The sequence below is a fragment of the Prolinoborus fasciculus genome (assembly GCF_056724605.1).
On record NZ_JBWZQN010000005.1, the window covers coordinates 57,690 to 84,329 of the forward strand.

29 protein-coding genes, 1 other RNA gene and 1 pseudogene are annotated in these 26,640 nt (G+C 42.7%); 21 read left to right on the top strand and 10 right to left on the bottom strand.

From position 1 onward, the window contains the following. Window positions 1-3: 3 nt before the first annotated feature. The 6 genes from rseP to lpxA all read left to right on the top strand — a co-directional run bounded on the left by rseP (window position 4) and on the right by lpxA (window position 6,867). A complete protein-coding gene (gene rseP / locus AC1P5O_RS01975; RefSeq protein WP_085064675.1) occupies window positions 4-1,359 on the top strand; it encodes an RIP metalloprotease RseP in 1,356 nt (451 codons plus the stop codon). Between the two features lie 39 nt (window positions 1,360-1,398). Next, entirely contained in the window at window positions 1,399-3,939 is a 2,541-nt protein-coding gene (gene bamA, locus AC1P5O_RS01980; protein WP_348942040.1) for an outer membrane protein assembly factor BamA, read from the top strand. 80 nt (window positions 3,940-4,019) lie between these two features. Beyond that, a complete protein-coding gene (locus AC1P5O_RS01985) occupies window positions 4,020-4,517 on the top strand; it encodes an OmpH/Skp family outer membrane protein (protein WP_004646720.1) in 498 nt (165 codons plus the stop codon). A 3-nt stretch (window positions 4,518-4,520) separates the two neighbouring features. Beyond that, window positions 4,521-5,591 (top strand): UDP-3-O-(3-hydroxymyristoyl)glucosamine N-acyltransferase, encoded by a 1,071-nt coding sequence (lpxD, locus tag AC1P5O_RS01990; protein ID WP_004646721.1) that lies wholly within the window; start codon window positions 4,521-4,523, stop codon window positions 5,589-5,591. Window positions 5,592-5,611: 20 nt separating this feature from the next. Beyond that, on the top strand, window positions 5,612-6,082 hold the full coding sequence (fabZ, locus tag AC1P5O_RS01995; protein ID WP_224215731.1) for a 3-hydroxyacyl-ACP dehydratase FabZ: 471 nt from the start codon (window positions 5,612-5,614) through the stop codon (window positions 6,080-6,082). Then, window positions 6,079-6,867, top strand: a complete 789-nt coding sequence (lpxA, locus tag AC1P5O_RS02000) for an acyl-ACP--UDP-N-acetylglucosamine O-acyltransferase (protein WP_004279876.1) — start codon at window positions 6,079-6,081, stop codon at window positions 6,865-6,867. Before fabZ ends, lpxA begins: the two co-directional genes overlap by 4 nt. Window positions 6,868-6,927: 60 nt before the next feature. On the opposite strand, the gene AC1P5O_RS02005 is transcribed toward lpxA, so the two are convergent. Continuing rightward, window positions 6,928-7,725 carry a tol-pal system YbgF family protein gene (locus AC1P5O_RS02005; protein ID WP_004646724.1) on the bottom strand — a complete coding sequence of 266 codons (798 nt, stop codon included), beginning with the start codon at window positions 7,723-7,725 and terminating at the stop codon, window positions 6,928-6,930. A gap of 294 nt (window positions 7,726-8,019) precedes the next feature. Between AC1P5O_RS02005 and ffs the strand changes: the two genes are divergently transcribed. Continuing rightward, an RNA gene (ffs, locus tag AC1P5O_RS02010) (signal recognition particle sRNA small type) lies at window positions 8,020-8,116 on the top strand. A gap of 213 nt (window positions 8,117-8,329) precedes the next feature. Here ffs and AC1P5O_RS02015 read toward each other — a convergent pair. The 4 genes from AC1P5O_RS02015 to AC1P5O_RS02030 form a co-directional block, all read right to left on the bottom strand. Then, window positions 8,330-8,947 (bottom strand): regulatory protein RecX, encoded by a 618-nt coding sequence (locus tag AC1P5O_RS02015; RefSeq protein WP_004646725.1) that lies wholly within the window; start codon window positions 8,945-8,947, stop codon window positions 8,330-8,332. Window positions 8,948-9,038: 91 nt separating this feature from the next. Continuing rightward, window positions 9,039-10,082: a recombinase RecA gene (gene recA / locus AC1P5O_RS02020; RefSeq protein ID WP_004279873.1), complete on the bottom strand. Its 1,044-nt coding sequence runs from the start codon at window positions 10,080-10,082 to the stop codon at window positions 9,039-9,041. A gap of 145 nt (window positions 10,083-10,227) precedes the next feature. Then, complete coding sequence (locus AC1P5O_RS02025; protein WP_004646726.1) at window positions 10,228-10,668, bottom strand: RNA-binding S4 domain-containing protein; 441 nt, start codon at window positions 10,666-10,668, stop codon at window positions 10,228-10,230. Beyond that, window positions 10,661-11,416, bottom strand: a complete 756-nt coding sequence (locus AC1P5O_RS02030; protein WP_499005548.1) for an HAD-IA family hydrolase — start codon at window positions 11,414-11,416, stop codon at window positions 10,661-10,663. Before AC1P5O_RS02030 ends, AC1P5O_RS02025 begins: the two co-directional genes overlap by 8 nt. On the opposite strand from AC1P5O_RS02030, the gene AC1P5O_RS02035 reads away from it, so the two are divergent. The 3 genes from AC1P5O_RS02035 to AC1P5O_RS02045 all read left to right on the top strand — a co-directional run bounded on the left by AC1P5O_RS02035 (window position 11,361) and on the right by AC1P5O_RS02045 (window position 13,380). Continuing rightward, the gene (locus tag AC1P5O_RS02035; protein WP_004646729.1) at window positions 11,361-12,212 is read left to right on the top strand and encodes a 3'(2'),5'-bisphosphate nucleotidase CysQ family protein; all 852 of its coding nucleotides are present in this window, start codon (window positions 11,361-11,363) and stop codon (window positions 12,210-12,212) included. The two genes, AC1P5O_RS02030 and AC1P5O_RS02035, sit on opposite strands and share 56 nt — an antisense overlap. Window positions 12,213-12,275: 63 nt before the next feature. Further along, window positions 12,276-13,016 (top strand): histidine phosphatase family protein, encoded by a 741-nt coding sequence (locus AC1P5O_RS02040; RefSeq protein ID WP_004646730.1) that lies wholly within the window; start codon window positions 12,276-12,278, stop codon window positions 13,014-13,016. Window positions 13,017-13,254: 238 nt separating this feature from the next. Continuing rightward, window positions 13,255-13,380: a hypothetical protein gene (locus AC1P5O_RS02045; protein ID WP_004646731.1), complete on the top strand. Its 126-nt coding sequence runs from the start codon at window positions 13,255-13,257 to the stop codon at window positions 13,378-13,380. 161 nt (window positions 13,381-13,541) lie between these two features. Here AC1P5O_RS02045 and rpsT read toward each other — a convergent pair whose 3' ends face one another. Next, window positions 13,542-13,811, bottom strand: coding sequence for a 30S ribosomal protein S20 (rpsT, locus tag AC1P5O_RS02050; protein WP_004279868.1), 270 nt, complete (start codon window positions 13,809-13,811; stop codon window positions 13,542-13,544). 214 nt (window positions 13,812-14,025) lie between these two features. Between rpsT and AC1P5O_RS02055 the strand changes: the two genes are divergently transcribed. The 5 genes from AC1P5O_RS02055 (at window position 14,026) to AC1P5O_RS02075 (ending at window position 18,941) form a co-directional block, all read left to right on the top strand. Beyond that, a complete protein-coding gene (locus AC1P5O_RS02055; RefSeq protein ID WP_004646732.1) occupies window positions 14,026-14,691 on the top strand; it encodes an NAD(P)H-binding protein in 666 nt (221 codons plus the stop codon). Between the two features lie 12 nt (window positions 14,692-14,703). Beyond that, on the top strand, window positions 14,704-15,213 hold the full coding sequence (gene rraA / locus AC1P5O_RS02060; RefSeq protein ID WP_004279866.1) for a ribonuclease E activity regulator RraA: 510 nt from the start codon (window positions 14,704-14,706) through the stop codon (window positions 15,211-15,213). A gap of 117 nt (window positions 15,214-15,330) precedes the next feature. Beyond that, window positions 15,331-16,113 (top strand): glutathione S-transferase N-terminal domain-containing protein, encoded by a 783-nt coding sequence (locus AC1P5O_RS02065; RefSeq protein ID WP_005263051.1) that lies wholly within the window; start codon window positions 15,331-15,333, stop codon window positions 16,111-16,113. 222 nt (window positions 16,114-16,335) lie between these two features. Then, entirely contained in the window at window positions 16,336-17,019 is a 684-nt protein-coding gene (locus AC1P5O_RS02070) for a response regulator (protein WP_004646734.1), read from the top strand. After that, window positions 17,019-18,941: a sensor histidine kinase gene (locus AC1P5O_RS02075; protein WP_004646735.1), complete on the top strand. Its 1,923-nt coding sequence runs from the start codon at window positions 17,019-17,021 to the stop codon at window positions 18,939-18,941. Before AC1P5O_RS02070 ends, AC1P5O_RS02075 begins: the two co-directional genes overlap by 1 nt. Before the next feature lie 79 nt (window positions 18,942-19,020). On the opposite strand, the gene AC1P5O_RS02080 is transcribed toward AC1P5O_RS02075, so the two are convergent. Genes AC1P5O_RS02080 through AC1P5O_RS02090 form a run of 3 tightly spaced genes read right to left on the bottom strand, consistent with a single transcriptional unit; the run spans window position 19,021 to window position 21,196 of the window. After that, on the bottom strand, window positions 19,021-20,190 hold the full coding sequence (locus AC1P5O_RS02080; RefSeq protein WP_004646738.1) for a ribosomal protein uL16 3-hydroxylase: 1,170 nt from the start codon (window positions 20,188-20,190) through the stop codon (window positions 19,021-19,023). 29 nt (window positions 20,191-20,219) lie between these two features. Next, complete coding sequence (locus tag AC1P5O_RS02085) at window positions 20,220-20,813, bottom strand: Maf family protein (RefSeq protein ID WP_004646739.1); 594 nt, start codon at window positions 20,811-20,813, stop codon at window positions 20,220-20,222. Then, the gene (locus AC1P5O_RS02090) at window positions 20,813-21,196 is read right to left on the bottom strand and encodes a DUF2237 family protein (protein ID WP_004279857.1); all 384 of its coding nucleotides are present in this window, start codon (window positions 21,194-21,196) and stop codon (window positions 20,813-20,815) included. The genes AC1P5O_RS02085 and AC1P5O_RS02090 overlap by 1 nt, the downstream gene beginning before the upstream one ends. Before the next feature lie 139 nt (window positions 21,197-21,335). Between AC1P5O_RS02090 and AC1P5O_RS02095 the strand changes: the two genes are divergently transcribed. The 5 genes from AC1P5O_RS02095 to AC1P5O_RS02115 all read left to right on the top strand — a co-directional run bounded on the left by AC1P5O_RS02095 (window position 21,336) and on the right by AC1P5O_RS02115 (window position 25,233). Then, complete coding sequence (locus AC1P5O_RS02095) at window positions 21,336-22,523, top strand: phosphoglycerate kinase (RefSeq protein ID WP_004646740.1); 1,188 nt, start codon at window positions 21,336-21,338, stop codon at window positions 22,521-22,523. A 154-nt stretch (window positions 22,524-22,677) separates the two neighbouring features. After that, complete coding sequence (locus AC1P5O_RS02100) at window positions 22,678-22,956, top strand: hypothetical protein (protein ID WP_004646741.1); 279 nt, start codon at window positions 22,678-22,680, stop codon at window positions 22,954-22,956. A 119-nt stretch (window positions 22,957-23,075) separates the two neighbouring features. Continuing rightward, window positions 23,076-24,113 carry a class II fructose-bisphosphate aldolase gene (gene fba, locus AC1P5O_RS02105; protein ID WP_004279853.1) on the top strand — a complete coding sequence of 346 codons (1,038 nt, stop codon included), beginning with the start codon at window positions 23,076-23,078 and terminating at the stop codon, window positions 24,111-24,113. A gap of 85 nt (window positions 24,114-24,198) precedes the next feature. Then, on the top strand, window positions 24,199-25,053 hold the full coding sequence (locus AC1P5O_RS02110) for an EamA family transporter (protein ID WP_004646742.1): 855 nt from the start codon (window positions 24,199-24,201) through the stop codon (window positions 25,051-25,053). Window positions 25,054-25,062: 9 nt separating this feature from the next. Then, window positions 25,063-25,233: a hypothetical protein gene (locus AC1P5O_RS02115; RefSeq protein ID WP_016807085.1), complete on the top strand. Its 171-nt coding sequence runs from the start codon at window positions 25,063-25,065 to the stop codon at window positions 25,231-25,233. A 116-nt stretch (window positions 25,234-25,349) separates the two neighbouring features. Here AC1P5O_RS02115 and nfsB read toward each other — a convergent pair whose 3' ends face one another. Further along, window positions 25,350-26,003 (bottom strand): oxygen-insensitive NAD(P)H nitroreductase, encoded by a 654-nt coding sequence (nfsB, locus tag AC1P5O_RS02120; protein WP_004646745.1) that lies wholly within the window; start codon window positions 26,001-26,003, stop codon window positions 25,350-25,352. Between the two features lie 188 nt (window positions 26,004-26,191). On the opposite strand from nfsB, the pseudogene istA reads away from it, so the two are divergent. Continuing rightward, window positions 26,192-26,640: pseudogene (gene istA, locus AC1P5O_RS02125) on the top strand (IS21-like element ISAba8 family transposase); the annotation flags it as partial.

The window sequence follows — 26,640 nt, forward strand, 5'->3', positions numbered from 1 at the left end:
GATATGAATGCCTTGTTTATGATTGCCGCTGCAATTCTCTTACTCGGTCCCTTAATTGCGATTCACGAGTTCGGTCACTATATTGTGGCGCGTAAACTGGGCGTTAAAGTATTGGTCTATTCGATTGGATTTGGGCCAACATTATTAAAATGGACCTCGAAAAAATCCGGAATTCAGTATCAGTTGTCTGCCTTACCTTTGGGTGGCTATGTCAAGATGCTGGATGAGCGTGAAGGTAATGTCGCTGAAGAGGACTTACCCAAAGCTTTCAATCGTCAGCATCCGTGGAAGCGGATTGCCATCGTGGCAGCGGGTCCATTCATCAACCTGATTTTTGCAGTTCTTCTATTTTGGGTGTTATTTTTACCAGCTCAAGAACAGCTCAATACCCGGGTAGGCAAAGTTTTACCAAATACACCTGCTGCAACAGTACAAATGCAGCCGGGCGACAAAATTATAGCTGTGGATGGTACTCAGGTAGAAACTTGGGAAAAACTCAGTTATGCCTTGGTGGATCGTGTTGGTGAAACTGGCGTGGTTTCTATTCAGGCAGATCGTGCTGGTGAAAACAAACTGTTCCAGTTGCCGATTCAAAACTATTTAAAAGATCAAAGTCAATCGCCACTTGAAAGTTTGGGTTTCTTGCCTTATCGGCCAGAAATTCCGGCTGTAATTAGCAAACTGAGTGAAGATGGTGCAGCCATCCGTCAAGGTTTGAAAGAAGGTGACAAGATTCTGGCTATTGACGGCGTTCAGATGAAAGACTGGTTTGATGTGGTGCAGGTGGTACAGGCATCTCCAGAAAAATTACTCAAAATGGATGTTTTACGCGAAAATAAGGTGGTTCAGCTAGAAGTCATGCCGCAAGGCAAACGTGACAATATGGGCAATGTGACCGGTATGCTGGGTGTACACAGTGATCCGGGTAAAATGACCATTCCTGCAGAATATAAACAGACCATTCATTACACGCCAGGTGAAGCGTTGGTAATGGCATTTGATAAAACAGCACATTTATCTTCGATGATTCTGAACTCGATTGTCAAAATGGTACGCGGTCTGATTGGTCTGGATAATTTATCAGGTCCAATTACCATTGCCAAAGTGGCAGGACAAAGCGCAGAAATGGGCTGGGAAACTTTTATTTCCTTTATGGCGCTAATGAGTGTAAGTTTAGGAATATTAAATCTACTGCCTATTCCAATGCTTGATGGCGGACATCTGGTTTACTATTTTGTTGAATTAATTCGTGGTAAACCTGTTTCCGAACAAATACAATTGGTTGGGTTAAAAATTGGTATGGTACTGCTCGGCAGTATGATGCTTCTGGCATTATTTAATGATTTTATGCGTTTATAACAACGTAAATGGAATAAATTAACAGCGGAAAAGACTGGCATGCAGCACACACATTTATTTATGCCTCTGGCACTCGTTAGTGCAATGGCAGTAGCACAACAAGTATATGCAGCAGATGAATTCATTGTACAAGATATAAAATTTGATGGATTAGTACGTTTAACTCCTGACAATGTGTATGGCCTAGTGCCAATTAACAGTGGTGATCGGGTCAATGATCCAATCATTGCCAATGCAATTCGTAGCATGTATGCATCAGGCCTATTTGATGACATTAAAGCCGTGCAGCAAGGCAATACTTTGGTTTTCCAAGTTGTTGAACGCCCGGTCATTTCAAAAATCGAATTGAAAGGCAATAAGTTGATTCCTAAGGAAGCACTTGAGGAAGGCCTGAAAAAAATGGGTCTGGCTGAAGGTGAAGTGCTGAAAAAATCAGCGCTGCAAACTATTGAAACTGAACTTGAACAGCAATACATGCAGCAAGGTCGTTATGATGCCGATATTACGGTCACCACGACGCCTCGACCAAATAACCGTGTTGAATTGCTAATTGATTTTATTGAAGGTAAAGCGGCCAAAGTTTTTGATATCAATATTATCGGGAATACCGTATTTAAAGAATCTGATATCAAGCAGGCCTTTGCAGTAAAAGAAAGTGGCTGGAGTTCAGTCATTTCGCGTAATGACCGTTATGCACGTGAAAAGATGGCGGCAAGTCTTGAAGCTTTGCGTGCCATGTATCTGAATCGCGGTTACATCAACTTTAATATTACCAATTCCAGTCTGAACTTGAGTGAAGATAAAAAAAATGTTTTTATCGAAGTTTCTGTGGATGAAGGCGAGCAATTTAAATTTGGTCAAACCAAATACTTAGGTGATGCGCTTTATAAGACTGAAGAATTGCAGGCTTTACAAATCTTCAAAGAAGGCGAAATTTATTCGCAGGAAAAAGTTAATGCGGTTAAGCAATTATTACAGCGTAAGTATGGTAATGCAGGCTACTACTATGCAGAAGTCAACATCGTTCCTCAAATTAACAACGAAACCAAACTGGTTGATCTAAATTACTATATTAATCCAGGTCAGCAAGTCACAGTACGACGTATTAATTTCACTGGTAATACTAAAACTGCAGATGAAGTACTACGTCGTGAAATGCGCCAAATGGAAGGTGCGCTTGCCAGTAATGAAAAAATTGACCTGTCTAAGGTTCGTCTGGAACGTACCGGTTTCTTTAAAACTGTCGATATCAAACCTGCACGTATTCCGGGTGCACCAGATCAGGTGGACTTGAATGTTGCTGTTGAAGAGCAGCATTCAGGGACCAGTACTCTTGCAGTTGGTTTCTCGCAAAGCGGTGGTGTAACTTTCCAGGCAGGTTTAAGTCAGACCAACTTCCTGGGTACAGGTAATAGTGTCTCAATCGATTTGTCGCGTTCTGAAACGCAAGATTACTATAACTTGAGCGTGATGGATCCGTACTTCACTATTGATGGTGTACGTCGCGGCTATAATATGTACTACCGTAAAACCAAGCTGGATGATGACTATAACGTCAACAACTATGTAACGGATAGTTTTGGTGGTGGGATTAACTTTGGTTATCCAATTGATGAAAACCAGAGTGTCAGCTTGGGTCTAAACGTCGATCAGACTGAAGTAACTACTGGTCCATATGTATCGACTTATGTACGGGATTATTTATTAGCTAATGGTGGTAAAAGTACTAGAGATGGTGCCTACTGTCCAAAAGACAGCGCTGGTAACTCACAATTAACTGTACCTATTTATGGACAAGAGGGTACTACAGTAATTGGTTATGACTGCGCAGTGCCACAAATTACTTATGGAAATGAATTTAAAGGTGATTTCTTGACTTATAACCTGAATCTGGGTTGGTCTTATAATACCTTAAACCGTCCAATGTTCCCGACAACGGGCATGTCACACCGTGTTAATGCAGAAATTGCCTTGCCGGGTAGTGATGTGGAATATCAAAAAGTCACTTATGATGCGCAAGCTTTCTTCCCATTAGGTAAAGATTTTGTTCTGCGTGGATATGGTAAGTTGGGCTATGGTAATGACCTACCATTCTATAAGAATTTCTACGCTGGTGGTTATGGTTCAGTCCGTGGTTATGAAAACAGTACCTTAGGCCCTAAATATCCAGGTGTAACTTATAATGAATCACGAGAACAAGACTTTGGTCCAGAAGAAGTGGGTGGTAATGCCTTAGTCCAGTTTGGTACAGAATTAGTGCTTCCTGTGCCATTTAAAGGAGATTGGGCACGTCAGGTTCGCCCGGTACTTTTTGCAGAGGGAGCACAAGTTTTTGATACTCAGTGTGATGTGCCTCGCGGAAATTTATATCTCAATCCACAAAATACTGATGTAAATGCGAAGCAATACTGTAAAGATAACTTTGGTTTTGATGCAGGCAATATGCGTTATAGCGTAGGCGCAGGTTTCACCTGGATTACCATGATTGGGCCATTATCACTTAGCTATGCATACCCATTGAATGATAAAGATGGGGATGATACTCAAAATATCCAGTTTGAAATTGGACGTACTTTCTAAAATCGTTTTGACCTAGAAACTAAATTTTGCTCATAAAGCCTGCAGGTTTTGTGAGCAAATTTTTTTGAATGAGTAAGAATATGAAAAAAATGATTATGGCAATGAGCCTGGCTTTGGCAAGTGTTGCACCTTTAACTCAAGCGGCCAGTATGGGGGTAATTGACTTGGAGCGTGTGGTTGAAGGTAGTACTTATCTGAAACAACAAAACACGATATTCCAGCAAAAAATTCAGCCACAAACCACTAAGATTGAGCAACTCAGCAAAGAGCTGGAAACTTTGCAGCAACGTGCTCAATCCAATACCAAGCTCAGTGAGACTGAAAAACAGAAAATGTCTGTGCAATATCAGGCTAAGTTGCAAGAATTGAATCAGTTACAGCAATCTGTACAGACGAATGTCCAAAGCTCGATTCAGCAGATCCGAATTGTATTTGATGCACGGGTAAAGCAAATTGCTGAACAATTGCGTAGAGAAAACAACCTGGATGTGGTTTTAAATAAAAATTCAGCGCTTGCTTATGATGCTAAATATGATTTAACTGATAAAATGATTCAAAAGGTTAATGCAATTAAATAATCAATGAATCATCAACAGCTTCAGTTAGCTGATCTCGCTCGCCTGGTTCAGGGCGAGTGCATAGGTCAGACAGATTTACGTTTGAGCGCTTTGGCCAGTCTTGAACAGGCAACTTCACACGATCTGGCATTTGTGAATGCCGATAAATATGTAGAGCAGGCCAATCAAAGTCAGGCAGGTGCTTTAATTGTCACGGCTGAACTAAAACAACAGATAACTTCACATCAAAACTTTATTGTTGTGGCAAATCCCTATCTGGCTTTTGCGATTCTGACGCATGTCTTTGAGAAAAAACATCGCCAGCGTGGCATTGAGAGTACTGCTCAAATTCACCCGTCGGCAGTGATTGCGGACGATGCTTATATTGGTCATTACGTGGTGATTGGTGAGCATTGTGTCGTGGGTGCGAATACGATTGTTCAGGCGCATGTGCAGATCGATGATGATGTCGAGATCGGTCAGGACTGTTTTATTGACTCACATGTGACCCTCACCGGCGCAGCAAAAATTGGTAATCGGGTGCGCATTCATGCCAATAGCGTGATTGGTAGCGAAGGGTTTGGTTTTGCACCTTATCAGGGTAAATGGCACCGTATTGCGCAATTAGGTTCTGTATGCATTGAGGATGATGTGCGTATTGGGTCAAATTGTAGCGTAGACCGTGGTGCACTGGATGATACGATTTTGCAACAGGGTGTGATCATTGATAATCTTGTGCAAATCGCACATAACGTTAAAATTGGTGCACATACCGCGATTGCTGCAAAAACTGCCGTTGCAGGAAGTGTTTCAATTGGCAAAAACTGTATCATTGGTGGTGCCTCTGCGATTTCTGGACACTTGAATATTGCTGATAATGTGACGTTGACCGGAATGTCAATGGTGACAAATAATATTTCTGAAGCTGGAAAATATTCATCCGGGATTGGTCTGTTTGAAAATCAGAAATGGAAACGTACCGTGGTTCGCCTCAGACAATTAGCAGATGTGCCATTGACCCAGGTGATCAAACGACTAGATCATATGCAATCTCAGATTGAGTCCATTGAATCAACATTTAAGTTGCGTAAATAATTATGATGACAGAGTCGAATTTGCCTACATTCACGAAGCCTGAATTGCCAATGAATATTCAAAAGATTCGTGAATATTTGCCCCATCGCTATCCATTTTTATTGGTTGATCGCGTCGTCGAAATTACCGATAATGGCATTGTTGGTTATAAAAACGTCTCAATTAATGAAGAGTTTTTACAAGGCCATTTTCCGAATTATCCAATTATGCCAGGTGTACTGATTGTTGAGGCACTGGCACAAATCTCTGGAATTCTGGGTTTTGTGATGAATAACGAAGTACCAAGTGAAGGTTCTTTGTTCCTGTTTGCCGGTGCGGAAAAAGTTAGATTTAAAAAACAGGTGGTTGCAGGTGACCAATTGGTTTTAAAATCTGAATTAGTGATGCAAAAGCGGGGCATTTACAAATATAATTGTATTGCCACTGTAGATGGCGTCGTCGCAACAACCGCGGAAATTATGGTTTCGCATCAAAAAGTCGAGCAGGCATGAGCAATAATCCCCTTATTCATCCAACTGCCATTATTGACCCGTCAGCAGTCATTGCTGCTGATGTAGAAATTGGCCCATATTGTATTATCGGGCCAAATGTCACTATTGGTGCGGGTAGCAAACTTCATTCACACGTGGTGGTGGGTGGCTATACGCGTATAGGTGAATATAATGAAATTTTCCAGTTCGCCAGTGTAGGCGAGGTGTGTCAGGATCTTAAGTATGCTGGTGAAGAAACCTGGCTTGAGATTGGCGATCACAACAAGATTCGTGAGCATTGCAGTCTGCATCGTGGTACGGTTCAGGACCAGAGCCTGACCAAGATCGGTAGTCATAACCTGCTCATGGTCAATACTCATATTGCACATGACTGTATGGTTGGAGATTATAATATCTTTGCCAATAACGTCGGTGTGGCTGGACATGTCCATGTCGGGGACTACGTCGTCATTGGCGGAAACTCGGGCATTCATCAGTTCTGTAAGATTGATTCTTATAGCATGATTGGTGGTGCATCACTGATTTTGAAAGATGTGCCGGCTTATGTGATGGTTTCAGGTAATCCTGCGCATGCATTTGCCATGAATATTGAAGGCATGCGTCGTAAAGGCTGGTCGAAGACCGTAATCAGCGGTTTACGTGATGCCTTTAAACTGATTTATAAATCAGGTTTAACGACTCAGGAAGCAATCGAGCAGATCCGTACAGGAATTTTGCCGGAAGTGGCTGAAGTACAACGTCTAATTGACTCTCTTGAACAGTCGAAGCGCGGCATTGTGCGCTAAATGTTTGAGGTAATAAAAAAGACACCTGAAGGTGTCTTTTTTATTTTGGGAATTTCTATTTTACTTAAGAAATTTAATTTCCTCAGCTTTCGGATAATTCTTCAATAGCTTTGTTTTGTATTGCGATGCAAGCGTAGTATTCTTTTCAACATCTTTGCTGATGTTATAAAGCTGATACAGGGCAGTGGAGGCTTTTGCAGAATTTGGGTAACGGTCAACGACAATCAGATAATTACGTTTCGCTTCAGTAAATTTTGGCGGGTCAATCGCCAGATTGAATTCCGCTAACCAGAAATAGGCATTGCTGATATAAACGCTATTCGGATTGTTTTTAATAAAGTTTTGCATCGGTGCAATGGCTTTGGCTGCACCGCCATTTTTATAAGCATCTAAAGCCACGGTATAAGCTGCCTTTTCTAGCTCAGCAGGTTGCTTTCCGCTGCTTGCTGTATTGACCTTATTTGTGTTTAGGCTGGGTGCAGTATCCTGTGGGTTTTCCTCCGTTGGATTGTCTTCAGCAGGTTCAATTTTTTGCTGCAATAGTTCGAGACGCTGATCGAGATCGGCATAACGATTGGTCAGTTCATTTTTGAGCCGTTCAATCTCATTTTCCTGTTCTTCCATTTTACCGCGCAAAATCCGCAAGTCATTTTCGAGCTGCTGGTTCTTTTGCATGATTTGCCAGCTGGTATTGGTTTGAACTGCTGGAGTTGCACCAGCCGCAATTGCCGCTGGGGTATTTACTGCGGTTTGATTCGTAGCTTGGCTCAAGCCGCGCGATTCAATCGGAATATTGGCAAATAGAGGCGTGGTAAAGAGTGCTGTCACTGCACACAATACGGTCTTTTTAAACATCATAAAATTTCCATAATTCTTTGTGAGATGCGGATCCGCTGCTCATCTTTTCAAAGTAGATCATTCATATACATTGCACACATTAAAAACGGCATTTTTAGAAAATGCAACAAGGTTTTACAAAGATCATGTGAATCTGAGTGTTGATGGATTGATTGTGAAGATCCCTTAAAAATCAGCAGAAATATCAATATTGTTTTTAAAATAATCAAACGGATAGCTTAAGGGATTATTTTGCGGAACAAGGCTTGCAACTTGATTAAAAATCTCTATACTCTGTTTTTGTAATGGTAGCCCTGCTGGTTACTTCGCAATTGTACTCTATGAACCCCGCCAGGACCGGAAGGTAGCAACGGTAATAGAACTATGATGTGCCGGAGCTTTGCTGGTAGGGTTGCCACCATATTCTTATTATAATAACAATGCGAATTCGCAGTTTTCTATTCTCAAATATCATTTTTTTTCAATATCGTCAAACAGCATTATCTTATTGTTTTAATGATTAAATCATCATTATCTTTTGCCGTGCTTTATTTTATTTTCCAACTAATATTAGATTAAATATCCAATCCTTTTAATTCATTAAGACTTTCAAAGAATATAAGACTTAGTCTTCTGCTTTACGGTTAATGGCCTTGATAATCGCATCCATTTCAAAACCACGATACATTAAAAAACGGATCTGTTTGGCTTTGAGCTTGGGGTCTTTAGGAACTTCGGTGCCATATTTTTTGACTTTTAGTTCATAGGCTTGTTGAACCCAGTCGGTTTCTTTGAGTTCTTCTGAAATCAGAGCAGTATCAATCTTTTTGCTCTTGAGTTTCATTTTAATTTGATTGGGACCTTTGCCTTTACGCTTTTGACTCGACAACATGGTTTCCGCCACACGCTGATCACTTTGATAGTTCTCACGGGACAGTTCTTCAACCAGGTTAATAACTTCATCACGATGCTCTGCATAGAGGGCTAGTTTCTCTATCAGTTCGGCTTTGGAATATTCCTTGCGCGTCAGTACGGCAAAGGCATAAGAACGTAAGCGTGAGCCTGTCAGTCCCGGTTTCTTCTCATCCTGAGTTGGGGTAGAGGAAAACAAACGTTCTTCAGGATCAAATTCAGGAGCGTCTTGGATCGCACTTTTTGCAGGTTGAGCTTGATCTTCAGTATCACCAAATTGCTGTTTTAAAGTTTCATAATCGAGCAGTTTGCTGAATTTCGCGTCTGACATGATTCTCTCGGATTTTAGATTCCCTATATAATAACAAAACGCCCCGGAGGGCGCTGTGTATTGACGTTTAAAGATGATGCATCTAATAAGATCATGCATCTAAAAAGTCAGGTTCTTCCTTGCTATCGTCTTCTTCAACAACCACTGCTTTAGTCAGAAGCTGGTCACGAATCAGTTTTTCAATCGTCTGAGCCATTTCTTTATGCTCTTCCAGATAACGGATGGTGTTGTTCTTACCCTGGCCAATTTTGTCGCCTTGATAAGAATACCACGCACCAGCTTTCTGCACGATTTCTTGCTGTACAGCAAGGTCGATCAATTCACCTAGATGGTTAACACCTTTGCCATAAAGAATCTGGAATAAAGCTTCTTTAAACGGAGGCGCCATTTTGTTTTTCACGACTTTGACTTTGGTTTCAGAACCAACAATCTCGTCACCTTCTTTCACTTGGCCGATACGACGGATGTCCAAGCGAACAGAGGCATAGAATTTCAGTGCGTTACCACCAGTTGTGGTTTCAGGGCTACCAAACATGACACCAATCTTCATACGAATCTGGTTAATGAAGATCACCATACAGTTGGAACGCTTGGCATTACCAGTAATTTTACGCAGTGCCTGGCTCATTAAACGGGCTTGCAGACCCATATGCGAGTCACCCATTTCGCCTTCAATTTCAGCGCGCGGAGTCAATGCAGCAACAGAGTCGACAACGATCATGTCGATCGCGCCAGAGCGTACCAGCATGTCTGCGATTTCAAGTGCCTGTTCACCGTGATCCGGTTGCGATACCAGCAGGTTGTCAATATCTACGCCCAGTTTGCGCGCATATTGAGGATCAAGTGCATGTTCCGCATCGATGAATGCACACGTACCGCCTGCTTTCTGACACTCTGCAATTGCTTGCAGGGTCATTGTGGTTTTACCTGAAGATTCAGGACCATAGATCTCGACGATACGACCTTTAGGTAAACCACCAATACCGAGTGCAATATCCAGCGTTAAAGAGCCTGTAGACACAGCTTCAACTGCCTGAACGGTATTGTCACCAAGACGCATAACTGTATTTTTACCAAACTGTTTTTCAATCTGGCTTAAGGCAGCGTTGAGCGCCTTGTTTTTATTCTCATCCATCTTACAACCTCAATACGATGTCACTAAGTTAGTACTCAAGTGGATGTCTTAAATTAGAGCTTTGTTCCACAGGTGTATAGTGACAGAATTTTCCCTAGTGTTCTATAAAAGTCAGCGCATGTACGACATATTCTGACGCTTAAATTTAATCGTCATTATAGGACCATGACTGATCGAAATTCTGACTATTTTCATTTTTAAATCTACTGATATCACGACGATCCTTCTTGCTTGGACGATGGTCGGGACGAGCTAGATTATGCAACTTTCTTTGTGATGTAATCAATTCCCGGCGTGCAATACTGACTTCGGTTTCTTCATACAGTTTTTGTGCCACGGGTGCAGGTCCACGAACATCAGAAAGTTCCTTAACCAGCACGGTTTTTTTGTCGATGCCTTGCTGAATCGTCAGTTCCATACCAACACGGACTTCGCGCGATACCTTGACACGTTCACCATTGTGATGGACTTTGCCACCTTCAATCGCATGTTTGGCAATCGAGCGGGTTTTAAAAAACCGTGCTGCCCACAGCCATTTGTCTATACGCATGCCTACCGCATCTTCGGGTAAAGACGATTTACGCATATTTTTTTTCTACCTCAGCCTGATTTAAATGAGTGATTAAATCTGTTAATTGGTGCAGCATCGGGTAATTACAAGTCTGACGTGCTACTTTGGCTGAAGAGGGCTGCTGGATGCTGAACAGGTTCTGAATGCCATAGGCTTGAGCCCCATTCAGGACTTTTTCAGTATCATCAATAAAATAAGCATGTGCAGGGTCAAATGGATGCAACGCATTCAGGCCTTGCCAGAACTCGATAAATTCTTTGGCATGTCCGATCGTTTCTGAACTGACAATCACATCGAAATAATCTCTTAAATTCAAATGATCCAGTTTAAATGCTAGACCCGCACAGTCAGCATTGGTGGCCAGCCAGATGGGATAGCCATTATTTTTAAGATAATCGAGCAATTCGAGACAATGCGGGCGTAAGGCCACTTTATCTTTATGTTCAATTTGCATCGCCAGAACATCGACTTCGACTTTAGCCGTCCAGAAGCGTGAAGAGTACCAGTTTAAGGTATGATTATGTTCCTGATAGAATGCATAGAGTGTCGCCTGGCTGTGTTCCAGGCTACAGCCATGTGTGGCAGCATAACGCACAGGCAATAACTCGTTCCAGATGAAATCATCGTAGGCAAGATCAAGTAAAGTGCCATCCATATCGAAAATTATGGTAGGTTTTTCAGAGCATTTTGACATATTTAGGTTTTCTATGTTTAAAGCAACAGCAGCACCACAAGATCCAATGATTTTGCAGTTTGTGCCCATTTTGACACAAGCCTGTGAAATTTTGCGAGAAGAATATCAGCGTTATTGTTCTGGTGCAGCTTTTGATGTCATCAAAAAAAATGATAATTCTCCGGTGACTCAGGCAGATTTTCGGGTTAATACTTATCTGACCCAAGCTTTGGCAGAGATTTCCAGCTTGCCTTTACTGTCTGAAGAAGGACAGGAACATGAACGCCGCTCATGGTCAGAATTCTGGTTACTGGATCCGTTAGATGGCACTAAAGAGTTTTTGCACCAGCGCCCCGAATTTACCATTAATTTGAGTCTGGTCAGAGGCAGTTTGACCACTTTTGCCATATTGGCGGTTCCAGAGCAGCAACTGATTTATTTCTGTCCTGAGCAGGGCTTGCCTTATAAATATGATATTCAAACTAGAACATGGTTTGCTTATGCAATGTCTTCGACATCTAAAATGATTGCTGTAGGGTTGAGCCAAAGTAGCCAGCAGAAACCGAAATATCTCGAATATTTACAAAGTTTGGCCAAGCTCACGGACTACACTGAATTTAAAGCGGGCAGCGCTTATAAATTTTGCATGATGCTGGAAGATCAGGTGGATATCTATCCACGTTTTCATCCGACCTCGGAATGGGATACCAGCGCTGGTCAATGTATGCTCGAACGGATTGGGGGTGGCTTGGTCGATTTAGAAGGTCGCCCATTTATTTATAATCATCGGGATACTTTGCTGAATGGCGGATTCATTGCTTATAAGAATAATGATATGAAAATTATTGCATTGCAGGCGGTTTCTGACATGCAGGCCGAGCATTGAGCAAAATTCTGAGCGTGTTATAGTGGTGCTTAACCTATTACCAAATCCAGAGTTGGCTGTAACGTGTCCCTGAAACTGCTTCCACCGAGTATGTTGAGTGCAATTGATTTATTGCCCGATGTACAGACGCCTGTCACCTTATTTACACGGCATTCGATTCGTGAAGAGGTTCCGGGTCAAGGTTTGGCAGGCTATGATCTGCAACTGACCAATCAGGGGCGGGATCTGGCGCAGGAATGGGGTGCTTATCTGGCTGATCAAACTGATCGTGTGATTCATCACTGTATTTCAAGTCCGATCCAGCGGTGTATTGATACCGCTGCATTGATGATTGAAGGGGCAGATGCGGTTACCCCTGAGCAGAATACCCATCGTATTGAAATTATTGAACAGGGACTTCTGATGGAGCCTGGCAGCTTTGTGCTGGATATTCAAAAAGCTGGGCCTTATTTTGCCAAGCAGGGTGCACTCGGTTTTATTAACAGTTTTGTCAATAATGCCTTGCCTGGGATGAAACAGCCGATTCATGGCGTGGTGGATGTACTGGAACTGATTTACAACACCCATCCACAAAATAAATATGGGCTGAGTTTGGCTGTCAGCCACGATACTATTCTCGCAGCGATGATTGCAGTGATGTCAGGGCGTCAAGACGTCAGTCGGGAAGACTGGCCAAAAATGATGGAAGGTCTGTTTGTCTGGTTTGAAGGTGATGTGTTTTTGGAGTCCAAACTGAAATGGATCTGGCGCGGTCAGGTACATGAACTGGATATTGCTGATTTTAAACGTTCCCAACTTTCTTAAATTAAATTGATCTATTCAAAACTCAATTGTTCACAGCAATTGAGTTTTTTATTGGGGAGTTAGAAATTATAAAGATGGTGGGGCGTTTCATATTGATCATTCAATAAAGTTCAGGCTAAAACGATAAAAATAAATTTTAAACTGCACCTTTTACATTTATAGGGTGAAAATTCAATAATGTAAGTATAAAAATTATCTATGCTTAATAAATATAGAAATATTCATCTTGAGGAAAATTATGAAAGTTATCACAATTTTTAGCCTGATCGCGATTTTGGGTTTAACCGCATGTCAAAAGCGGGACACTGACAATACGAAACAGGATAAAACCACTTCGCCATCCTCTATGGATAAAGATCAATAATCTAAAAGAGAGGGAGATTCAGGTTTTTATCTCACAGTATCGCATTGACTGGATGAGTGCTGTCTAAACAAATTATTTTTCTGAATGAGTCATTATATTTTTTAGTTTCTTCAAATTCCAGACACAAAAAAAGCCCTAAAAAGGGCTTTTTTCATTTGCGATTAGTTAGAAGCTAGTGCTTTAACTTGCGCGTTCAAGCGGCTCTTATGACGAGCTGCTTTGTTTTTATGGATGATGCCTTTGTCAGCCATACGGTCGATTACTGGAACAAGCGATTTGTACGCTTCAGTAGCAACTGCATAGTCATTAGTGCTGATAGCAGCTAATGTACGTTTAAGATAGGTACGAACCATAGAACGCAAGCTTGCGTTGTGTTTGCGTGCTTTAACGTTTTGACGAGCACGTTTTTTAGCTTGAGCAGAGTTTGCCACTCGTGCACTCCTTGAAATAGATTGGTCTGGGCGGGCTGAAACTCAACTGAAAACCAACATCAGAGGAATTATCACCAGCCCGTAAACAAGTGCCATATTTTGATTAAACTAAGCACCGAAGTCAAGTCTTGACATGCTTTGACAACATTTTAGATGCAGAAAAATTCTAAAGAAAACGTTAGATTAGTATTCCACCCAGGAGATCGTATAAAAAATGACTAAATCACTGACTCATCCCATCGTGATAGGTGCCACTGGCTTGGTGGGAAAACAACTGATAAAACGTTTGCAAGATGAGCCGACTTGCCAGCAGATTACTGCAGTGGTCAGAAAACATCAAAATGATCTGGATGCTTTGGATAAAGTTCAACAACTGGTACTGGAAGATTTCCTGATGTTGAATGATCAGGATGTCAGCAAGCATAGCCATGGTTTTAGCTGCCTGGGCAGCACCATGAAAAAAGCCGGATCCAAACAGGCATTTTATAGTATTGACTATACCATAAATGCTCACTTTGCAGAGCTGTTACAGCAAACCTCAGCCCATTATCTTTTGCTAAGCGCAATGGGTGCCGATTCCCAATCGCATTTTTACTATAATCGGGTCAAAGGTGAACTGGAAGAATATATACAAACATTGTCCTTGGACAGAATCAGTTTGATTCGACCTTCATTGCTCATTGGTGAACGTCCAGAGCAGCGTTTTTTGGAAGATATCGCGCAGCAGGTTTACCACAAAGTATCGCGTTTTATTCCGGATAGTTTTGCGTATAAGCCAGTGACAGCCGAGCAGGTGGCTCATACTATGGTCGAGGCCGCGCTAACTCAGACGGTAAAATTTGAAATTTATGATAATTTACGCATACAAAAAATGAAATGAGGGGAAAACACCGTGTCTACAGCAGCATTTGTTACCTGTGACTTGTTAGATGATCATCCAGAATTAGAGCTTCAGGTGGTGACACCTTGCCTGGACGGTAAATTTTTTAAGAGTTATGGGGCGCGCAAAACCTTTGGCGGTCAGATTGTGACAGTAAAATGTTTTGAAGATAACTCGCGGGTGAAAGAGTTGTTGGCCACAGATGGAACAGGCAAGGTCCTGGTCGTAGATGGCGGTGCATCCATGCGCTGTGCCTTGATGGGTGACCTGATTGCAGAATCAGCGGTAAAAAATCACTGGAATGGCGTAATTATTTATGGTTGCGTTCGTGATGTCGATGCGATTGCTGAACTTGATCTTGGTGTGCATGCATTGGCGGCTATTCCGCAAAAGAGCAACCGCAAGGGTGTGGGTGAAGTTGATATCTCTCTCTGTTTTGGTGGTGTCACGTTTAATGCAGGCGAGTATGTCTATGCAGACAATAATGGTATTGTGGTGTCTAAAACAGCATTAGTGGCTTAATCGGCCGGAATCTGCATTTCTGCATGAAAGAATAACAACAAAACTTATCTGTACCCTGAAAGACAGGATGCCTAGATTCTGTCTTTCATTCATATAAAACAAAAATAGGAAAATACTATGTTGAGTCATCAAATTAAAGTTGTACAAGCTTTGGCCTCTTCAATCGCTGAAGGTGGACGTGGGATGGTGGGTACACCGTTTCCAAATCAGCCTGAAAAAGCCTTGAAGCTCTATGAATACGAGGGTTCACCATTTTGTCGTCGGGTGCGTGAAGTCATGACCTTGCTAAATCTGGATTATGAAGTTTATCCATGTCCACGAGGGGGTACTCATTTCCGTCCTGAGGTGCAGCAATTGGGTGGAAAACTGCAATTTCCTTTTTTAGTTGATGAAAATACCGGTGATCGACTCTATGAGTCTCAGGATATTATCGATCATCTGTTCAAGCATTATGGCAAAACCGGCAAAACTCCCAAGAAATATGCTCACTATCCTAAAATTCCAGTGGCTGCAATTGCGGGAACCGTCCTCAATGGTTTACGCGGCGGAATGGTGATTCCCAAGATTAAGGATCGGCCAACACCTGAACTGTTATTAGAATTATGGGGCTTTGAGGCCAGTCCTTATACCCGAATTGTACGCGCCGTTTTGAGTGAACTGGAAGTGCCGTTTGTTTTTCATAATGTCGCTAAAGAGCGCTGGCAAGATTATGGACCGGCCAAATTGCGTTTAAAACCGGGAAAATATGAACCACTACCAGGCGGTAAGCGTGAACATTTGTTTGAAATGATGGGAAATAATATTCAGCTTCCCTATCTGGTCGATCCAAATACAGATACCAAAATGTTTGAATCGGCTGAGATTGTGAAATATTTAAAACAGCAATACGGTACTGCTTAAAGTAGACAGCTCGTATAACTTCAAAAGATTTTCTATCTTGAACTGCCATCTGCTAAACAGATGGCATTTTTTATGTCTATGATATGGAAAACGGGCGTAAGCGTTTCTCGCTGCTTAAAACTTCAGATAATAAAAAATAAATAAATCATGATTTTTAGTGTGATTTTGTTTATATTTTAATCTTAAAGGGGATATATAAAAATAAATATAAGGGGCGTGCTTATGACAGCATCGGAGGCAGTCTTGCCAGTACCAGTATTAATCGTTGAAGATGAATATGTCATCCAGCGCCGTTTAAAAATCATATTAAGCAATCTAGGTTATCAGGATGACGTTCTGTTATTTGCCAATACGGTGAAAGAAGCATATGCCGTTTTGCAGCAACAGCCGATTGCACTGGCCTTAGTAGATTTGGGTTTACCAGATGGAAGTGGGATTTCAATTATTGAAAAAATCCGCGAACAGGACGCACAAGCGTTGATTCTGGTGGTGTCTGCCTGGAGTACCCAAGATAGCCTGTTTAGGGCAATTCAGGCCGGTGCGACCGGTTATGTGCTGAAAGAACGGGATGATGTTGAAGTCGCCTTGGCTATTCGCAGTATTTTGCGTGGCGGTGCACCGATTGATCCCTTTGTTGCCCGTGAAATTTTAAAACAGATTTCTATTCCCACCATTTCAGGAACAGTAGAACAGAACAGGCCAGCTGCGGATCAGGAAACGCTCACACAGCGGGAGCAGGAAATCCTGTCCTTGGTTGCGCAAGGTCTGAGTAATCGTGAAATTGCCGAGCAGCTCTGTGTATCACGCTATACCGTCGAAAGTCATATCAAGCATATTTACCGCAAACTCTCGGTCAGTAAACGTACCAAGGCGGTCAGTACCGCACGGCATCTGGGAATTCTGTAATGTCATCTGCCTGTTCCAGAAGCAGCAAACGGCAGCGACTGAAATGGATCGGTGTTTTTGTCCTGTGCAGCTGGCTTTGCTTGTTCTGTAGTATCAGTCAGGCACAAAACCATTTTCAGATTAATGATCTTTGTCAGGTGAAGATCGAATATATTCAGAAGGTTCAGGCTCAGGGTCCTACCGAGATGCCGACATCGGGCTGGCAAAGCGTACGTTTGCCGGATAACTGGCAGAATAACTGGAAGAATTATCATGGGGGTGCCTGGTACAAGATTGTCTGGCGTTGGTCATGTCAGGACAATATTCGTCTTGCAGAACCGGTTGCCTTTTCTATTGATTATATTAATTCGGCAGGTGCCGTGTTCCTGAATGGTGACTTGCTTTGGTCTGACCGGAACTTGCAAGAGCCCTTGTCGAAAAGCTGGAATATGCCGCGTTACTGGGTTTTCCCGATTAGCGGTTTGCGTAAAGACAGTAATGAAATCCTGATTTATGTAAATGGCTACAGTTTCCAAAGCGCGGGCCTGGGCAATATTCAGTTTAATAATGTGTTGGTGAATAGCCAGCAGTATTTGGAAAAAATCTGGGATCGCCGTACCGTATTCCAGATCAATATGATTTTCTCTGCCACGATTGGGCTGATCTGTTTCATTATCTGGTTATTCCGGCGTTCAGAAACCACTTTTGGCTGGCTGGCACTCAGTTCACTGTTGTGGATTCTGTTTATTTCCAATGTCTTGACTACAGAAAATTTTCCATTTCACTCCACGATTTCGGCAGCTAAAGCCAATATGCTTTTTTTTATTGCCTATATCCATTGTTTTTGTCTGTATCTGATCCGCTTTGTAAAACAGAAATTTAAGCAGTTGGAGCGAGGATTTATTCTGGTCAGCGTTCTGTCCAGCTTACTGGTTATGATCAGTTCCTTGGATTATCTGGAGCAGGTACTGGGCGGAGTGTTTATCATCTATGTATTGCTCTTTATTAGTTGTACTGTATATGTCAGCTATCAGGCCATCAAAACCCGAAATGGAGAATATCTTTTCCTGACGCTGTGTCTCTGGGGGATTTTGCTGTGTGTAGTCATCGACCTGATCATGTTGAACCAAACCCAGGTCAATGAATTTTCACCTTTATCCCCCTATACCTCACCGATTATTACCCTGTTTGTCGTGCTGATTATGGGCACACGCTTGAATCGTAATGTCAGGAAAATCGAAAAATTTAATACCCAGTTAGAACGTAAAGTTCAGCAGGTCAGTGCCGACCTGAATAAAAGCCTGAGCGATAAACATCAACTGGAGCTGACGAATGTTCGTCTGCAAGAACGGATTAATCTGTCACATGAACTGCATGACGGGTTGGGAGGGTCTATTGTCCGTTCCATGATTCTGGTGGATCAAAGTAGCGAAACAGTTTCTAAACAGCAGTTTCTTTCCATGCTGAAACTGCTCAGAGATGATCTCAGACAAATCATTGACAGTGGTTCATCTATTGAAAATAAAGTCCCACAAACGCCGGTACTCTGGATCGCACCGGTACGTTATCGTTTTACCCAGCTGATGGAAGAAATGGGGATTGTAGTTGAATGGTCATTTCCAAAAGTCTGGCAGCGTGAACCGACGGCATTACAGTGTTTGACCTTGATCCGAGTAGTCGAAGAAAGTCTGACCAATATCATTAAGCATAGTCAGGCCAGTCAGGTAAAAGTCAGTCTGGAATATTCCCAGCCACATCAGCTTACTTTAAGCATTCAGGATAATGGCATCGGTTTCGATGCTGACATGGTGCAAAAAAATGGCCTGAGTATTGGAATGCGCAGCATGAAAATGCGGGTTGAGCGCATGGGAGGATTGTTCCAGATTGAATCTGAACAAGGAGATACGCTGATTCGTGTTGTATTAGAGCTGTATCAGCCTTAAGTAACTAGAATTTTAGTAGAAAATAAAAAGAGGATCATGTGATCCTCTTTTTATTATCGCTTAACGAGTCGTTAAACGCTTACTCGTCGTCAGCAGGTGGAACCAACATCAACACGGCTTCATTCAATAATGCTGCAACATCTTCCAGAATTTCTTCATCAGCGAAGTCTTCACTGAATAACAGCGCTTCACCATCTGCAAGCTGTTTGAGTTTTGCGGTAAATGTCTCAGAGATGCACACACCCTCACCATTTGCCCAGAACAGAACGTCGCCGTCCGTTTCAGTATAAAGCAGGCGTGACGCAGGTTCGAGCATCAGGCTATAGCCCTGATCGAGTGCTTCTTCCAGATCACCTGTACCGATTTCTTCTGCTTCAGGCAGGTTTTCAGGATATTTAGGTTCGGACATCAAGCTCATGATGGCATCTTCGAGAACATTGGAATTATGCAGTTGCTGCATGATGTGTTCTTTCAGATATTCCAGCTCATTGCTGCTCACTTCACCGATAGCACCGACTTGATCACGGATGATATCCAGCAATGGGTTACGCAGCGTTTCATTTTCAGAGAATTTATCCCCGACACGATCCATCATGTCACTGATATTTGGCATGCGGAAACCGAATGAATAAGTCAGGCAGTCATCTTCAGCCACGCCGTAATGAGCCAGACCAGGCGGCACATAGAGCAAGTCGCCAGGTGCCAGCACTTCATCAAAGTCCACTTCTATTTCAGGCAATAATTTAAGCGGTTGACCCGGAACAAATGGAGTTTCGGTATCACACATTTGCCCAAGCTGCCAGCGACGATGGCCATAGCCTTGTACCAGAAACACATCATAGAAATCGAAATGCTTGCCGACTGAACCGCCTTGCGGTGCATAAGACACCATGATGTCATCGCGACGCCATTGTGGAATAAATGGGAATTTTTTCCAAAGTGCCGACAGGTCAAATGAATAGTGATCTACAGCCTGAACCAAAAGTGTCCAGAGTTTTGGCATTTTCTGAAAATCTGCTTTGAGCAAAGGTGAAGATTTCACGCTCCATTGATTCGGATCACGATCTTTCTGCTTGATGAGACGGGCAGTGACATGTTCTTCAAGCGCAAGTTCCATCACATCATTGGGTTCAAGCAAACTGGCGATTTCAGGCATCGCATTACGCACCAGTAATGGTTTCTTTTGCCAGTATTCGCTAAGGAATTGTTCAGCGGTGATGCCGCCTAAAACGTCTAAAGGTTGAGACATAGATTACAGCCTGAATTTAAAGAGAGAGATTAAGGAACTAAAATTTTTAATTCACGAAGAATATTGCATAGCTTGATCATCGGCATACCCATCAGTGTGGTCTGGTCTTGCCCGGTCATTTCTTCAAACAGGCTAATTCCTAAGCTTTCACATTTGAAACTGCCAGCACAATGCAGTGGCTGTTCAATCTCGACATAGCGCTCGATTTCGGCCTGAGAAAGTTTACGAAACTTGACTTTATAGTGTTCGACCAGACTTTGTTCAAAACCCGTCGATTGTTGCTGTACACTGAGCGCCGTACTGAAATAGACAATCTTGTCCGAGTTAGCTTGGAGCTGGCGAATGGCTTTTTCAGTCGTTAACGGTTTACCGATAAAAATATCCGGTGCACCTTCACGCCATGCCACCTGATCCGAGCCGATCACAATCGCTTCAGGATTCTGTTCGGCAATATATCTGGCTTTCTCGAAAGCTAGTCGTTGTGCCAGATCATCTGCGTGATTTTCCCCGCGAGGAGATTCATCAATATCCGGTACCATGGAAATATAATCAATATGCAGACGATCCATCAGCGCTTTGCGGGTTTGACTGGATGATGCCAAAATAATCTGTACAGAATTCATTAGACAGCATATTCCTCAAGAATATTTAACGGCACATAAGCCAGAACAGCTTTGTGACAGGCTTGCAGCTTGATTGGAGGTGCTTGACCTGCTTCATAGGCTTCGACCCAGCGCGTTACGCAGATACACCAGAAATCGCCAGGTTGCAGGCCGGGGAAATCCAGTTCAGGCAAAGGCGTAATCAGGTCATTACCGACTTTTTGAGAAAAATTCAGAAATTCTGAAGTCATTTGCGCGCAAACCGTGTGCTGGCCCAGATCAGTGGTCGCAGTATGGCAAAAGCCATTGCGGAAATAACCGGTAATCGGATCGAAGCAACAGCTGGACAAAGGCTCACCTAACACGTTCAAACGGTTAAGATTTGGATCAGGATGTATCGACATAGGGACTGAATCTAAAAGAGGCTTTTTTCTATCATAACAAAACTTTGGCATTCATAATGTTTTCTGCAAAAGATGCTAACCTTTTTCTGCATAATCATTTAAAATCGCCTGGTTTTAATATCTATAAAGTGAGCTCTACATGAACTTTCAGCGTATGACTGACCTCGATTTAGCAGGTAAACGTGTTCTGATCCGTGAAGATTTAAACGTTCCTGTTAAAAATGGTGTGATCACCAGCGATGCGCGTCTTCGTGCAGCATTGCCAACGATTAAAGCAGCATTAGAAAAAGGCGCTGCAGTCATGGTGTATTCTCATCTGGGTCGTCCGGTTGAAGGTGAGCCTAAGGCTGAACAGTCACTTGCTCCTGTAGCGGCTTACTTGACTGAAGCTTTGGGCCAAGAAGTGAAACTGTTCACTGACTATTTAGATGGCGTTGATGTTCAGCCAGGTCAGGTGGTTCTGCTTGAAAACTGCCGTTTTAACGTCGGCGAGAAGAAAAACAATCCTGAACTTGCAGCAAAATATGCAGCACTTTGCGACGTATTTGTAATGGATGCCTTTGGTACAGCGCACCGTGCAGAAGCATCTACTGAAGGCGTAGCGCGTTTAGCGAAAGTTGCAGCAGCAGGTCCTTTACTGGCAGCTGAACTGGATGCACTTGGCCGTGCACTGCAAACGCCAGAAAAGCCAATGGTGGCGATTGTTGCGGGTTCTAAAGTCTCTACCAAGCTGGATGTTTTAACCTCACTTTCTGATATCTGTGATCAATTGATCGTGGGTGGTGGTATTGCCAATACTTTCCTTGCTGCAGCAGGCTATAACGTTGGTAAATCACTGTGTGAAAAAGACCTGATCGATACAGCAAAAGCCATTGCTGCAAAAGTATCAGTGCCACTTCCTACTGACGTTGTGGTTGCAGATGCCTCTGAAATCAACTTTGAGGATTTCCTGGGTTCATTGGCTGCTGCGAAAGCAACGGTGAAAAACGTTGCCGATGTTGCTGACAACGACATGATTCTGGATGTAGGTCCGGAAACTGCGAAAGCATTTGCAGAAATTCTGAAAACCTCTAAAACCATTCTTTGGAATGGCCCGGTTGGCGTATTTGAAGTCGATCAATTCGGTGAAGGGACTAAAACTTTATCTTTAGCAATTGCTGAATCGGAAGGTTTCTCGATCGCGGGTGGTGGGGACACACTTGCTGCGATTGATAAATATGAAGTGGCTGACAAAATTGGTTATATCTCGACGGGTGGCGGTGCATTCCTTGAATTCGTTGAAGGTAAAACTCTTCCTGCAGTTGCGGTACTATTAGAACGTGCTTAATTGCATGTCCTAAGCTAAAAAGCTGGCCCAGTGCCAGCTTTTTTTATGTCATTTTTTTGACAGTGAAAACTTACCCTTCATGGCTTCGTCATTAAAATGCAATAAATCTGTCATAAGATGCAGTAATTAAATCACCAAATGACGAGAATACGTGATGAAGAAACAGTTAACTATCGCAGTATTATTAGCAGCTTCTCTGGCACTGACTGCATGTGCAAAACAGGAAAGCACACCAGAAGCTGAAGCAGAAAGCTCGGCAGCAGTGGCGGATCAGGCGGTGACTCCAGAACAGCAAGCTGCCATTGATGCCATTGATCAGCCAATTCTAGACGAAAAAAATACCGATATCCCGGCTGAAGTTGCCAATGCACCAGCCGATGAAGCAACTGCAGACGAGTCAGTTGCTGCGACTTCAGAGCCTGTAGCACCTTAATCCGGTTGATGTGACACAAAATCCCTGCAAATGCAGGGATTTTTTTTAAATAGTGTTATTTGTTGCTGAATTGAAACCTTTGAACATGTAGAATATGTGGCATTCACTGGGAGGATATTATGGCTCTTATTTCATTGCGCCAGCTCTTGGATCACGCCGGCGAACATGCTTACGGCGTACCAGCATTTAACGTAAACAACTTAGAACAAATGCGTGCAATTATGCTTGCAGCAGATGCAACCAATTCACCTGTTATCGTACAAGCATCTGCGGGTGCGCGTAAATATGCAGGCGCTCCGTTCTTGCGTCACCTAATTTTGGCTGCAATTGAAGAATGGCCACATATTCCAGTGGTAATGCATCAAGACCACGGTACCAGCCCTGACATTTGTCAACGTTCAATCCAGTTAGGCTTTTCATCAGTAATGATGGACGGTTCACTGGGTGAAGACGGTAAAACACCAACTTCATATGAATATAACGTTGATGTGACTCGCCGTACAGTTCAAATGGCACATGCGTGTGGCGTATCTGTTGAAGGTGAAATCGGTTGTTTGGGTAGCCTTGAAACAGGTATGGCGGGTGAAGAAGATGGCGTAGGCGCAGAAGGCGTACTGGATCATTCTCAACTCCTGACTTCAGTTGAAGAAGCGCGTAGCTTCGTTGCTGATACCAATGTTGATGCGCTTGCAATTGCAGTAGGTACTTCACACGGTGCGTACAAGTTCACGCGTCCACCTACAGGTGATATTCTTGCGATTGACCGCATTAAAGAAATTCACGCAGCACTTCCAAACACACATCTTGTCATGCACGGTTCAAGCTCTGTGCCACAAGAATGGTTGGCAGTGATTAACCAGTATGGCGGCGACATCAAGGAAACTTACGGTGTTCCGGTTGAACAGCTGGTTGAAGCGATCAAACACGGCGTGCGCAAGATTAACATCGATACTGACTTGCGTTTAGCATCTACCGGTGCAATGCGTCGTATGATGGCAGAAAAACCAAGCGAATTCGATCCACGTAAATTCTTCAGCGCAACTGTAGATGCAATGAAGCAAATCTGTATCGATCGTTACGAAGCTTTTGGTACTGCAGGCAATGCAGACAAGATTCGCCCAATCTCTTTAGAGAAAATGGTGTCACACTATAAATAATTCCCAGTGAATCATTTATAAAAAAAGCCCACTGCAAATGTGGGCTTTTTTGTAGACTCATAAATATCAAGAATAAGAGCAGCATATGGAACTGATTTTCGCAGCAGCGCTATGCAGCGTTGCGGTCTCAATATTATTAAAAGTCGCCAAAAATAAGGGCTTGAGTCCGATACACATGATTAGCTGGAACTATATGACAGCTAGTCTCTTGTGTTTTTTCTGGTTTAAGCCTGATATTCAGCATATTTCAATGTCTCAGACGCCTTGGTTGCTTATTCTGGCTCTGGGTATTTTGCTTCCGAGCGTATTTCTGTTTTTGGCCAAGGCTTTGCAAACGGCTGGAATTTTAAAAACCGAAATTGCCCAGCGACTTTCTGTAGTTTTGTCACTGGCTGCAGCCTATTTCATTTTTCAGGAACAGTTTAATCAGCTGAAAATACTTGGGATCGCTTTAGGTATTGGAGCAGTGCTGTGCATCCTGTTTTCACATCGACAAAGTACAGGACAGAGCAGTCAGGGAATGTTGTATCTGGGCTTGGTCTGGGTCGGTTATGCACTGATTGATGTATTGTTGAAATATACAACCAGTCTGGGCCTCCAATTCGCGGTGGCGCTGAATCTAATGTTTGTTTGTGCCCTGATCATTTCGATGGGCTATCTGTTAATCAAATATAAAAGCTTGGGCTCGATGCAGAATATCGGCGCTGGTCTGTTATTGGGTTTCCTGAATTTTGCCAATATTGCTTTCTATGTCAAAGCCCATATGCTGCTTAAGGATTCACCTGCGATCGTCTTTGCTGGCATGAATATTCTGGTGGTGGTATTTGGTGTGATAGCAGGTCTGGTATTCTTTAAAGAACGGCTCAAACCTGCAAGTACTTTAGGATTACTGCTAGGCTTGACTAGTGTGATTTGCCTAGCTTATGCAATGTCTGCTTGACATAAGAGGATGCAAATTCAATCGGATGTCGGAGCAGGTCACCTGCTTCGGCCAGTCCAAGCAATAAACCGGACTGTTGGCAGTCTGGACAGTGCGGATAACGATGCTGTTGCTCTTTATAGTGCTGGAGATAAATTTTATCGCAATGATGGCATTCAAATTTCAGGGATTTGGATGTAAGGAGCGACATAGATGACCTCTATTGTTATTCTATTAGATGTAAATTAAATAAAGCAAAAAATAGGCCCGAATTGACATGGAAAGGGGCGCTTGACCCCTTTTATAGCATAAATTCCTTACAGTTTGGTGAAAATATCTTCAGCGGCAAGACGTGATTTAGGGAGTTTGGCATTGAAATCATTTTCACTGCGATAGCCTAAAGTCAGCAATACAGAAGGGATCAAACCCTGTTCTGCAAGTTGTAATTCTTCACTAATCATCTCTCCGTCAAAGCCGCCAATTGGTGTGGCATCAACCCCTTCAATTCCGGCAGCCAAGAGCATTTGACCGAGTGCAATGAAGGTCTGGTTTTCAGCCCAACGCTGAATATCACCTTTTTCATTACGATAATAATGAATATAACCTGCACGGGTATTTTTCTGACCTTCTTTGGCTGATTCATCTTTAAAACGGCCACTGAGATCATCGCGGTTCAATAAGTTTTCTAGATGCAACTCATTAATGTCGGCTTTGGTGCAGAATAAAATGGTATGTGAAGAATCCAGAACTTTGGGTGCATTGTAGGCATAAGTACCAACCAAGGCTTTGGCAATGCGCTGTTTGGCGGCATCATGATCGGCAATAAAAAAATGCCAAGGCTGAATATTGATCGAAGAGGGTGCCAGACGCAAAATTTCTAACAAGCGTTCAAACTGTTCTGCTGGGATTTTCTTGCTAGGATCATAGGCTTTAGTGGTATAGCGGGTCTGTGTGATCTTGAGTAAATCCATCAATGGACTCCAATCTTTTTAAATAAACAGCGAGTAGAAGTTTTAAATATATACATTTTTCACATCCCCTGATTATTACAATAAAAAAGCATCAGGCAAATGTTAGCGGCAGTGTAAAAATGACCCCCTAATGGCATTTAAAAACTGACCCCCTTGGTTAATATAGCGGTCATTTTGGACTGCTCAACATGTTAACTTTGGAGCAAGCAGTGACAATCCAAATACTTCATCAACAAGGTAAATCTATTAAAGCCATTACTCGTGAACTGGGGGTGTCCAGAAATACCGTACGTAAATATTTACGGCAAAACACCACACCTCAGTATCAGCGTATACAGCCTAGAATAAGTATCCTTGACCCATATAAACCCTATTTACTCCAACGTGTAAATGCAGCTCATCCTGAATGGATTCCTGCTGTCGTGCTCTACCAGGAAATTTTAAGGTTGGGATATCCAGGAAAGATCAGGATATTGAGGGAATATCTTGCAACATTAAAACCAGTTGCCAAACCGGAACCGATCATTCGTTTTGAAACCCAACCTGGCCAACAAATGCAGGTGGATTTCACCACAATTCGACGCAACAACACGACTTTAAAAGCCTTTGTCGCAACATTAGGGTATTCCAGAGCGAC